Raw genomic sequence first — 12,604 nt, forward strand, 5'->3', positions numbered from 1 at the left:
GAGGATTTATCATGGATCCAGACTCAATGCACCTGAATTTTGACCAGCAGCGGATCGAAAAACTGCAGGAGATGCGGCAGGCCGGGATTTCCTTATTTCCGCCGGAGTTCGACCGAAAAGAGACGATAACGGAGATAAAAACACGATATTCCGATATCGGGCACGAGAAGAGCGAAGGGCAGGTGACCACCGCCGGGCGCCTCTACACGGTGCGGAACCACGGAAAGACGATATTCGCCGACCTTGGTGACGAGGGAGGAAGGATCCAGCTCTATATCCGGAAGAACGACCTTGGCGACGAGAAGTTCGCCGCATTCAACAGCCTCGTGGACAGGGGGGACATTATAGGGGTCAGAGGCTATGTTTTCCGCACGAAACTCGGGGAAATAACCATCTGGGTGGAGGATTTCCAGCTGCTGACGAAGTCACTCTGCGCCCTTCCGGAGAAATTCCACGGTCTGAAGGACATCGAGAAGCGGTACCGGCAGCGCTACGTCGACCTGATGGTCAACCTCGAGGTCAGGGAGACGTTCCGGACAAGGAGTCGGATCATCACCCTGATCCGCGAATATCTCACTTCGAGGGATTTTCTCGAGTTCGAGACCCCGAACCTCCAGCCGGTGTACGGGGGGGCCAATGCCCGCCCGTTCACCACGTACCACAATTTCCTCGAGCAGACTCTCTACATGAGGATAGCCCCGGAGCTCTACCTCAAGCGGCTCGTCGTGGGAGGCTTCGAACGGGTCTTCGAACTTGCCCGGAACTTCCGGAACGAGGACATAGATACCCATCACAATCCCGAGTTTACGATGGTGGAGATCTATGAAGCGTACCGTGATTTCGAGGACATGATGGCCCTCACCGAGGGCATCATCTCTCACCTGGTCCACGAGATCCACGGCACCTACGTCATCCCTTACGAGGATGCAACCCTCGACTTCACCCCGCCCTGGAAGAAGCTCTCCATGGAGGACGCGGTAAAAGAGTACGGCGGCATCGACGTTCTCACCCATACCGTCGCCGAGCTGAAGGAGATGGCCCGGGCAAAGAAGATCGAGGGGTACGAAGCGGCAGGAAATCCGCGGGAGTTCCTGGTCCTCTTCTTCGAGGCCCTGGTCGAGGACCAGCTGGTCCAGCCCACGTTCATCTACGACTTCCCGGTGGAGAACTCACCCCTCGCCAAGAAACACCGCTCAAAGGAGGGGTTCACCGAACGTTTCGAACTCTTCATTTACGGGATGGAGGTGGCGAACGGGTTCTCGGAGCTGAATGACCCGCTCGACCAGCTGGAGCGGTTCAAAAAACAGGACGAGAAACGGAGGGCCGGGGACCTCGAAGCCCAGATGATAGACTACGACTTCATCAACGCACTGGGCTACGGGATGCCGCCCACAGGGGGAGTGGGGCTCGGCATCGACCGGCTGGTGATGCTCCTCACGAACAAGAACTCAATCAAGGAAGTGATCCTCTTCCCCCAGATGAAGAGGGGAAGCGAGCTGCCGATGGAGCACGACGAAACCCCCGAAGAATAAAGGATAAAAATCCCAGTTTCTTTTTTAAAACGCAAGACTTCTGCTCCTTAAAATTAAAGGTTTCAATCGCTCCGGTCGGGGAAGTTACTGGTGGAAATATAAAAAAAAACGTTGAAAATGCCGTAGGCATTTCCGGTTGTGAAAAATCACAGCAGCGCTGTGGTAATCCCGATGACCCCGGACTGGATGATCACCGCAACGGCGATGATGACACCGGCCATCTCGAGGGCGACTGCAACATTTCCCTTCTTTAACTCCTCGAACTCTTCCACACCCTTGGTGAGGCGGTCGAGGATTTTAAGGGCAAGGTAGATGGCCGCGATTGCGAGCACGATCCCGAGGATCAACTGCAGGATCGCGACCCCGATGGCTACCAGGCCGTCGACAGAGAAGATCCCGACCGACATGGCCTTGGCGATGCCGAGAGAGACACCGGAGACTCCCGACTGGACTACGACCGCGATCCCGATAAAGACCGCCGCAATCAGGATCCCTACTGCCGCGTTCCCCTTTGCAAGTTCTTTTGCCTCATCCATCCCTTTTGTGATTCTATTCAGGACGGAGAATCCTATGTAGAGTGCGACAACCGCCAGTATGATGGCGATGATCAGCTGGATAATTCCAACAACTGCATTTGCCCATAGCATCATGGCATACTCACCTCGTATGAGGCCAAATCTCAGGTTCGCTCATGCAGGTGATAAATATGCCGTGGGTTCGCGGAAAATATGGCAGAATTATCGTTATTTTTATGAAAAAAGAGGGTCCTCACCCGGTATGGCGGCACAAAGGTCATCACCCGTGCGGGAGCGGGACATCCTCGCATTCCCTGCTCTCCACGTAGCGTTCGATCACCTCTTCCGCGGGACCGAACCCGATCCGTTCAGCGACCCGCTCCACGAAGGCTTTCACCCGGTCCGGCGGGATACAGCCGAGGCTCTCTCTGCCGTCACGTATGCATTCGACGAGGTATTCGAGGTCGGTGTCATCGAGCCGGGAGATCCGTGCCCTGAAATCCTCTGCATCGGTTGCGAAGTGCTGGGCGACGGGCGGAAGGATCGACCGGTAGGCGATGCCCGACGAGGTACAGGTGATCTCACTGCATTCCGGTGCCAGGACCTTTAAGATTTGAAGGTCCCTGGCAGAGAGTTCCCTGGGCATGGGAAGAGGTGTCGCCGGGATCCACATCAAGGTATTTTTTTCACTTTCTCCTTCCGGACCTTCGTCAATAGTTAATGATTTTTGTTCCTGAAGGTGATCGAAAAAGATGCCTCTCTCTCAACATTATCCGGAAAAAGAGGGTGGAAAACTGTTTTTCATGGGAAAGATTTATAATATACGAAAATAAGGGATACTTCAGAATATCTGATCAGACGTAACGACCCCCACGACGGGGAACCCATGGTACCATGGAAGAATTACATTGTTTGAGGGGACTATCTCCTCCTATGCCGAATTATGCGTCCATAAAGGGCAGGATTTCGAGCAAATCCAGCTGTTATCGCTATTCTGGATGCATTCCGGCCGGTCTAAAGGTGAGCGACTTATGAGACTTTCACATTCATCCCTTATGCTGATGGCATTCATCCTGCTCTGTGCCCTGCCCTGTGCGGGGCTTGCATCCGACGGAGCGGACGTTCAGTTCACGAAACTCCCCCTGAGTTTCATCGAAAACCAGGGCCAGAAAGATCCTGCGGTGCTTTTCCACGTGGAAGCGACGGACAGGAGCATATATTTCACTCCTGACGGAGTGATCTTCGCGTCTCCCGGGCAGGACGATGTTCCGGTCGTGATATCGATGGCGGTCCTTGGCTACCAGGCCGACTGCACCGTGGAAGGTATCAACCCTCTCCCGGGAAAAGCGAACTTCTTCGTAGGGAACGATCCGGAATCCTGGATTACGGACGTCCCGACCTATGCCGGTGTAGCCTATCGTGAGATCGTCCCCGGGGTGGACCTTTTGTTCGGCGGGACGGAGGGGACCTTGAAGCGTGAGTTCATCCTCTCGCCTGGTTTTGACCCTGAGGGACTGGTGCTCCAGTACCAGGGTCAGGTGACGATCACGAAGGAGGCGGACGGAAGCCTCAGTGTCGTCATCCCCGGCGGGTCGCTGAATGAAGCGGCCCCGGTGTGTTACCAGGTAATCGGCGGAGAACAGAAGAATATCGCCTGCTCATACCGGATACTCGGGGACGGACTTGTAGGATTCACGGTCGGGCCCTACAACCCGAACTATGCCCTGGTGATCGACCCGGTACTCGACTATTCCACCTATTATGGAGGCACGAATGAGGACAGGGGGCTCGCGGTGGCGGTCGATGGAGCTGGTAGTGCCTACGTGACAGGGTTTACGAAGTCTACCAATATTCCACTCCCCTACCAGGCGGTAGTGCAGGAACTTCCGGGTGGAAGTTCGGATGCGTTCGTGGTGAAGCTCTCCCCCGACGGCACCATGCTGGACTGGGCAACCTACCTGGGAGGCAGCGGTGAAGACCAGGGACATGGAATTGCAGTCGATGCCGGGGGGAATGCGACGCTCACCGGATATACCCTTTCATGTAACTTCCCCATCCTGAACCCCTACCAGAGCGTCATGTACAGCTGTTGTTGCGCTCCCGATGCATTCGTCACAAAGATCTATGCCAACGGGTCTGCACTTGCATATTCGACGTTCCTGGGAGGGAACGGTACCGATGTAGGCCAGGCCGTGGTATTGAACGGAACCGGTAGCGCGATCGTCACCGGTTACACAACATCCCTGGACTTCCCCAACGTCACGCCCTTCCAGCAGAACCTTTCCGGCGGGTCCGACGTATTCGTCACGAATGTGTTCTACGACGGCAGCGGTGACGCCTCGCTCGCATTCTCCACGTACCTCGGTGGGGCCGGGAACGACCAGGGGAATGCCATTGCACTCGATACCGGGGGCAATATCTTCCTCACCGGGTACACCAAGTCCCAGTTCTTCCCCACGATGAATGCTTACCGGCAGAACCTCTCCGGGGTGCAGGACGCGTTCGTGACCAAGATGGACCCCACGGCGAGCACCCTGATCTATTCCACCTATCTGGGGGGCCTCGGAGCAGAATCGGGGAACGGGATCGGGGTAGACTCCACGGGGCTGGCGCTTGTGGCCGGGGACACTCAGTCGAGTAACTTCCCTGCGACACCGAACGCGTTCCAGAAACTCCGCAAAGGTATCCAGGACGGGTTCCTTACCAGGATGAACCTCGCGGGGAGCGGGCTGAACTTCTCCACCTATATCGGGGGAAGTGACCTCGATTCCGTGGCAGGGATCGTGGTCGACCCCAACGACCGGGCCTTCATTACAGGATATACCGACTCGATGGACTACCCGGTGATGGACGCGTTCTATCCTACAAGGACAGGGTTCGTCTCCGATGCGTTCGTGACACGGTTCAACCAGAACGGCTCGGCCCTGGTATTCTCAACTTACATGGGCGGGAAATACTACGACCAGGGTACTGGTATTGCGCGTGACGCGGGTGCCAACGTCACCATCACCGGCTGGACGGATTCCGGGAACTTCCCTGTGGTGAATGCCTACCAGGCGACGAATGCAGGGACATTCGATGTCTTCATCGCCCGGATAGCCTCCCTGCCGCCGGTTGCGAACTTCACCGGCACCCCGCTCAAAGGGTTCGCCCCGCTCCTCGTGCAGTTCAATGACACCTCTACCGGAGGACCGACCTCCTGGGCATGGGTCTTCGGCGACGGGAACACCTCCACCATCCAGAACCCCACCAACCTGTATGGGGCTGAAGGTAACTACACGGTAAACCTCACCGTAGCCAACGTGGACGGCAGCAACACCACCTCGAAGTTCGAGTACATCCATGTCGCACCGCCGCTGATTGTGAACTTCTCCGCAAACGTCACCAACGGGACCATACCGCTCACGGTAAACTTCACCGACTACACGGACTACACCAACCAGACCCCGCCGTTCTCGTGGAACTGGTCATTCGGGGACGGAGGATACAATAATACCGCCCAGAATACGACGTACACCTATACAGGGGTGGGATTATTCAACGTAAGCCTGAACGTCACCACCGACGACGGGAGCAACACCAGCACCAGATACCAGTATATCCTGGCCGGCGACGTCCCGATCGCGAACTTCACCGGAAGCCCGCTGCTCGGGATCGCCCCGCTCAACGTGACTTTCCAGGACCTTTCGATCTCCTTCCCGCCGGGCCTCAACTGGTCCTGGGACTTCGGTGACGGAACGATCCTGAACGTGACCAACGGGTCGAACGTGACCCACACCTACCCGACGTTCGGGAACTTCACGGTGAACCTGACCATAGAGAACATCTATGGTATCAACACCACGTCAAAGACCGACTACGTCAGGGTGGGGGCCCTCCCGGTGGCAAACTTCACTGCGGACCTCACCAGCGGGGTGGTCGTGAATACGACGTTCAATTTCACCGACATGTCAACCGGTCCGGAACTGCAGAACTGGACCTGGAACTTCGGTGACGGGAATATCACCACGTACACCAACAATGCCACGTTCCCGCACATCTACCTCATTCCGGGTAACTTTACCGTCTCTCTTACGGTGACCAACCCGTTCGGAAGCGATACGGAAACAAAGCAGCGGTATATTACGGTATACGGCGTGCCGCTCCTGAGCGACCTCGTATTCGATCCCGGCAATTATACCATCCCCACCAACTCGACCACCTCGGGAAGACTGGTGCTGTTGACGGCGGAGAACGGCATATCGGGCTATAACGTGACGGTGTTCTTCGATGACCCCAATGCGGCCAATTTCGTGGCTTTGAGCCCTCCGGCATGGGCGGTGCCGAACTTCACCCAGAACAGCAGTATTCCCGCACAGATGTTCTGGCTGCGCGTGGTGGACATCAACAACGTGATCACCCCGGGAGCGACCAACGTCGAACTGGCCAGGTTTAACATCACGGGGATCACCCCGATGAACACCTACCTCAACGTCACCGCGACACAGATGGACACGGACACCGGGGATGTCCAGCTGACCGACCCGGTGCCGGCACCTGCCACGGTGGTTGCGTTGCTCAACATCCCCGGACAGGCCAACCCACCCACCGATCCCTTCTATGACGGGGTCTATTGGGACCTGAACGGGGACGGTCAGATATCATTCCTGGATGTCATCCTGTACTTCAACAACATGGACTGGATCGAGGACAACGAACCGATTGTATTCTTTGACTACAACCACAACGGGCATATCGACTTCAACGACCTGATACTGCTCTTCAATATGGTGTGAGGAGGAACAACCCATTTTGCGAGCAGCTCCAATGTCAGGATCCGGCCGGATGATGCCAGGTCTTACAGTTTACGGACGGAAAACGGGTAACCAGATGTTTTACAGGGTGGAAGGGTTCCATCCTGTCAATGTATATAGGAGAACCATATGAGAAGAATGACTGGAGGATGTATTATGACCAGAACTCATTTCTTATTCGGAATAACCGCGATAGCCGTGCTTTTGCTCCTGTCCAGTGGTGCATTGGCTACCACCATAGAGGTACAGGGAGGGACTATCGCCAATGTTGGCGACCAGCAGCAATTCAGCATTACCGGGGATTCGTTCCCGGACGGGCTCCTTGGATACGAATTCAACGTGACGCTTACAGATCCGCTCAAGGCTGAAATCGTGAGTTTCCAGTTTCCCGCATGGGCCAACCTGCTGACTGTCAATTCAACGGTCCCTACCGGAACACTTCACGTGAAAGCTGTGGGCAATTTCCCCGCCGTCCCGCCAGGTTCGACGAACGCTCCCCTGCTCAATGTGACGTTGAAGGGTAACGCAGCAGGTGTCACGAACCTGACCGTGACGGATGTGAACCGGCTCGAGAACTACTCCGGGTTTAACATGCCCTTTACCGTGGCTCCCGGTGTCATCACCATCGGGACTGTTCCGACCACGACGGTAACCACTACAGTGACGACAACTGTTACTACCACCACGACGACTCCGACAACCACGGAAACTACCCCGACGACAACGGTGACCACTCCGACAACCACGGAAACTACCCCGACGACGACGGTGACCACGCCGACGACCACAGAAACAACTCCGACGACGACGGTGACCACTCCGACAACCACGGAAACTACCCCGACGACGACGGTGACCACTCCGACAACCACCGAAACTACCCCGACGACGACGGGGACTACTACCACGATAACGACCGTTCCCACAACCCCGGTAGCCCCCGGGAGTATTACCGTCTACTCCTTTCCCCTCGGTGCCACGGTGGCACTTAACGGGAACGTGATCGGAACCACACCGATTATCGGCAAAACCGTCCCGGCGGGAACCTTCACGCTCACGGCATCGCTGACAGGGTACCAGACCCACGCCGAACAGGTCACCATCACTTCGAATCAGCTCACAAAAGTACCCCTTATCGTCCTGATCCAGGGTACTGGGACGCCGACCACCACGATGACGACACCGGTGACGACGCCTGTAACGACCAGCGGCACTCAGACGGGCACGACCATTATCCCGACGACGTTCCCTCTCGGCAACAATGGCGGGATCCTGATCTTTTCCTACCCCAGCGGGGCGGCCGTATCCATTGACGGTGTGTTGCGAGGATTTACGAACAGCCTCATAGAAAGCCTGCCTCCCGGGGCGCATACTGTGCGGGTAGAAAAGGCCGGTTACCAGCCGGTCACCCTGAATGTCGTGGTACAAAGCAACAGCATTACCCGGGTTCCCCTGGTGAAACTGGTCCCCGGAACACCGGGGACGACCCCGGTCACCACGCCCAGTACGACCGGAACCACCTCGACTACCGGAACCACAGTGACCATCACCCCGACGCAGACTGCCACCTTGCCCCCGGGAGAGACCGGTGCAATCTCGATCCTCTCCTATCCCCTGGGGGCGAACGTGTTCGTCGACGGGGTCAGGATGGGCAATACTCCGATAGTGGTCAAAAACCTGGTCCCCGGACCTCACCAGGTTACCCTGACACTTACGGGGTACCATGACTACGAACAGACCGTGATGGTCCAGGCCGGAACCACCACCCCACTTCCCCTTGTGGTTATGTCGCCGGACTTCGGGTTCGTAACGACTATCTTCTCATAAACTATTTTTTTTTGATTTCGCCGAATATTTTAGGGTTTTGCCAAACCTGATATTTTTATAGTATAAATGCTTTCTGAAAAAGTTTTATGAATAATGGAGGGATCATAGAGCGTATCTTATAAATTTAAGGAAACATTTCGCCATGCCGGACCAGGAACTCACCTCCACAATCGTTTCAGTCGAACGCTGGCTCGGGAACCCTGTCACCCGTTCTCTTCTCAACTTCATGGTTGCCGAAGACAAATGCGGGAACCGGCTCGCCAACGCGATCGATACCTACGCCGGGAAGCCCCACGATCTCTGCTGGAAATGCAACCTTGCTGCGTGGATGGTAGCAAAAATCATGCGACGCAGCAGCAGACTCTTCGATCTGGATGAGCAGGACATCAGGAAAGGACTCGCGGAACCGGGGTACCGGAGGGGAATGGTCAATGTCCTTACCGGGATCTCCCGGTACGGCATCACAAAACCGCAAATCGTGAATGCCCCATTCCTGGTGGTATGGGATTTCACCCACATGTGCAACCTGAAATGCAAACATTGCTATCAGGACGCACAGAAGGCCATGGAGGGGGAGCTCACCACCGAAGAGGCGAAGGGGGTGATCGATCAACTTGCGGATGCGGGCGTCGCGGTGATCGCGTTCTCGGGCGGCGAGCCGCTGATGAGGAAGGACTTCTACGAGGTCGCCGAATATGCCCATAATGCGGGAATTTACAATTCGCTCGCGACCAACGGCACCCTTATAACCCCTGAAGTCGCGAGGAACCTGGTCGCTTCCGGGGTGGACTATACCGAGATTTCGATAGACGGAAAGGATGCAGCGTCACACGATGCGTTCAGGGGAATCCCCGGTGCGTTTGAACGGAGCGTGCAGGGGATCAAAAACTGCGTGGAAGCAGGGCTCTATACCTGCATCGCCACCACGGTAACCCAGGCGAATTACAGCCAGATACCGGATGTCTATCGGGTGGCAGGAGATCTCGGGGTGAAGCGCATGCTATGCTTCAACTTCATTCCCACCGGACGGGGGAAAGAATTAGTAAAGACTGACCTGACCCCTGATCAGCGGGAATCACTGCTGAAATTCATACTTGAGAAGGACCTCAACGGGGGAACCCCGATCGTGCTCTCCACCGCCCCGCAGCTGGCCCGGGTGGCACTGGAGATGGAAGATGCCTGCGGGGTACCGGTGGGACATTTCCATCTGGGAAGCGAGATCCAGGGCAAAACAAGGATGCTTGCCGATTTCATCGGGGGATGCGGGGCGGGAAGGCTCTATTGCAGCATTGAGCCGGCGGGGAACGTCCAGCCCTGCGTATTCATGCCTGTTGTGCTGGGAAATGTCAGGGAAAAATCGTTCCTGGATATCTGGCACAATTCGGAGGTCCTCGACACGCTCCGGGACCGGAGCAATCTTAAGGGCAGTTGCGCAACGTGCGATAACAAACTGGTCTGCGGGGGATGTCGCGCCCGTGCCTGGGCATACTACCAGGACCTGAACGCCCCGGACCCGGGATGCAGGAATAACCTGGCATTCTGGAACGAGCTCTGCCAGGAAGAGCAAAAACCTGCAGTGGCGGCGCCTCCCCAGAAAATTGCCATTCCTGGGGCCAGATAACGGCACCTACTCTTTTTTCGCTCTCCCGGCATATACGCACTGGCCGTAGGAGATGCACCCGTCGCCCAGGGGATATTCGCGGTTCATTACCGGTTCGAGGCCCGCGGCGAGGATCTCCTCCCTGATCGCCCCTCGTATTGCTCTATTATAGGCGACCCCGCCGCTCAGCGCTACCTTTTTAAGATCCCGGTCCTGTGCGGCTCGCACTGCGAGCCCCGCGATACCCCGGGCGAGGTTGAACTGGAACGAGGCGGCGATATCCCGCAGGTCCTGGATCGTCTCGCGGTCGCTTCCCAGGTATCCCCCGAGTGCCGATTTAAACAGTGACCGGGTGGAGAGCACCTCCGCGGACCCCTCGCGGGTATAGTCCAGGTCCCACGCTCGTGCCCTGCCCCCGATCGCAAAAGACTCGAGCTTCATTGCCGGTTCGCCGTCGTATGTCCGCTCCCTGCAGATCCCGAGCAGCGCCGCCGCGGCGTCGAGAACCCTCCCGGTGCTGCTGGTCCTGGCGGTGTTGATCTCCCGTTTCAGCTGGGTCTCGAGCACCCCTGCCTCAATATCGGTCCACCCCCGGGAGACGAGGAGTTCCAGGATCTCCGGTTCGGGAAGGATGCCGTAAAGCATACGTTCGGGGAACCGGGTGGCGAGGTCGCCGCCCGGCATCGGGACGACCTCGAGGTGCCCGGTTCGCTCGTATTCCGGTGCAACACCTGCAAAAACTTCGCCTCCCCAGATGGTCCCGTCGTCTCCGTACCCCACCCCGTCGATAGCGATTCCCACACAGGGGTCGGGGATGGTCGCCGCGATATGCGCCCGGTGGTGCTGAACAGGTACGAGCTCCGCCCCGGCAGATTCGGCAAGTTCCCTCGCATAGCGGGTGGAGAGGAACTGGGGATGGGCGTCGTGGGCTATCACGTCGTAGCCCGCACCGAGGAGGGTGGTGAGTTTCCCGATCGTCTCCTGGAGATACGCGTAAGTCTGCGGATTTCTCACGTTTCCCACGTGTGGCGAGGTGATCACGAACCCGTCCCGGTAGATACTCACATTGGAGTTAAGTTCGGGTCCCACGCCCAGGATGCATTTTTTGCCCAGGTCTATTGCGGTCCTCTTGGGTGCGATCCCCCGGGAGAGCCGGATGATGAAGCCGTCGCGGACCACCGAATCGTCGCAGCGGTTCACGATGACGCGGTCGTGGGTGAGGAAATAGTCCACGTCGTTTCGCATGAGCGCCATTGCGTGATCGATACCCGTGATCATCGGATATCCCGGCATGTTCGCACTGGTCATGATCAACAGCGGATGGCGGAGATGACGGAAAAGGAGGTGATGGAGCCCGGAGTAGGGGAACATGCACCCGATGGTGTGAAGGTTGCTTATTGCGGCATGGGCCGCGGGGTCCTTCTTTTCGAGCACCACGATTGGCCGCTCCTTCCCCAGGAGGAGGGCCCGTTCATCTGTGGATACCTTCGCGATACGATCGATATAATCCGGGCGGACCATCACTGCGAACGGCTGCTCCGACCTCCCCAGCCGGCTCTTCAGTTTCGGAGCGGCCTCCTCGGTACAGGCGATATGGAACCCTCCCACGCCCCTGATAGCGATAATCCCCCCCTCGTCCAGCAGGATGGCCGTCTCGTGGACGGGGTCCCTGACGGGCAGCGTCTCCCCGTCGGGGGAGAGCAGCCTTAGCCGCGGGCCGCAGTCCTGGCAGGCGATCGTCTGGGCATGGTGCCTGCGGGAGGCGTGGTCACCATACTCCCGTGAACAGTCCAGGCACATGGGGAAGCCGGACATGGAGGTCCGTTCCCGGTCGTAGGGGAGCACCTGGATGATGCTGTAGCGGGGGCCGCAGTTCACGCAGGAGGTGCACCAGTACTGGTGGTACCGGCTTTCCGCCGAATCGATGTCCGCGAGACATTCCTCGCATGTAGCGATATCCGGGGGAATCATGCCGGAGAGCGTCCCATCTCCGCTGGGGAGGATCACGAAATCCTTCCCGGTCTCGCCGGAGAAATCCTCCACGATCACCTGGTCGATCCTCGAGAGCGGGGGGCCTCTCCGGAGCGCATCGACGAACTTGTCGAACCGGTCCCCCGCCGCTATCACCTCGACCTCCGATCCAAGATTCTTTACGTGCCCCCGTATGCCCAGTTCCCTCGCTTTTGCGTACACGAACGGGCGAAAACCGACGCCCTGGACGATCCCCCTGATGATCACTCTTCCACTGCGGGGCATAAGATTCCTGCAAAAATTTATTGATTTCTCCCGCCATATATTAATAGGGTTTTACTTTTGACCGGCCATATCAGGATAGTC

Annotated in this window: 7 protein-coding genes; 4 read left to right on the forward strand and 3 right to left on the reverse strand. The window is 57.3% G+C overall.

The window, feature by feature from the left end:
• Positions 1-11: 11 nt before the first annotated feature.
• Positions 12-1,532 (forward strand): lysine--tRNA ligase, encoded by a 1,521-nt coding sequence (gene lysS / locus J2741_RS08285; RefSeq protein ID WP_209674748.1) that lies wholly within the window; start codon positions 12-14, stop codon positions 1,530-1,532.
• Between the two features lie 146 nt (positions 1,533-1,678).
• On the opposite strand, the gene J2741_RS08290 is transcribed toward lysS, so the two are convergent.
• The gene (locus J2741_RS08290) at positions 1,679-2,182 is read right to left on the reverse strand and encodes a DUF350 domain-containing protein (protein WP_245249460.1); all 504 of its coding nucleotides are present in this window, start codon (positions 2,180-2,182) and stop codon (positions 1,679-1,681) included.
• A gap of 145 nt (positions 2,183-2,327) precedes the next feature.
• Positions 2,328-2,693 carry a hypothetical protein gene (locus J2741_RS08295; protein WP_209674750.1) on the reverse strand — a complete coding sequence of 122 codons (366 nt, stop codon included), beginning with the start codon at positions 2,691-2,693 and terminating at the stop codon, positions 2,328-2,330.
• Between the two features lie 385 nt (positions 2,694-3,078).
• On the opposite strand from J2741_RS08295, the gene J2741_RS08300 reads away from it, so the two are divergent.
• The 3 genes from J2741_RS08300 (at position 3,079) to J2741_RS08310 (ending at position 10,288) form a co-directional block, all read left to right on the forward strand.
• Entirely contained in the window at positions 3,079-6,822 is a 3,744-nt protein-coding gene (locus J2741_RS08300) for a PKD domain-containing protein (RefSeq protein ID WP_209674753.1), read from the forward strand.
• A gap of 174 nt (positions 6,823-6,996) precedes the next feature.
• The gene (locus tag J2741_RS08305) at positions 6,997-8,667 is read left to right on the forward strand and encodes a PEGA domain-containing protein (RefSeq protein WP_209674755.1); all 1,671 of its coding nucleotides are present in this window, start codon (positions 6,997-6,999) and stop codon (positions 8,665-8,667) included.
• A 142-nt stretch (positions 8,668-8,809) separates the two neighbouring features.
• Positions 8,810-10,288 carry a radical SAM/SPASM domain-containing protein gene (locus J2741_RS08310; protein ID WP_209674762.1) on the forward strand — a complete coding sequence of 493 codons (1,479 nt, stop codon included), beginning with the start codon at positions 8,810-8,812 and terminating at the stop codon, positions 10,286-10,288.
• Positions 10,289-10,294: 6 nt separating this feature from the next.
• Here the strand turns inward: J2741_RS08310 and hypF are convergent, their stop codons facing one another.
• On the reverse strand, positions 10,295-12,523 hold the full coding sequence (gene hypF, locus J2741_RS08315; protein WP_209674764.1) for a carbamoyltransferase HypF: 2,229 nt from the start codon (positions 12,521-12,523) through the stop codon (positions 10,295-10,297).
• Positions 12,524-12,604: the final 81 nt, after the last annotated feature.

Origin of the sequence: Methanolinea mesophila (assembly GCF_017873855.1) — an archaeon.
GTDB lineage: Archaea > Halobacteriota > Methanomicrobia > Methanomicrobiales > Methanospirillaceae > Methanolinea_B > Methanolinea_B mesophila.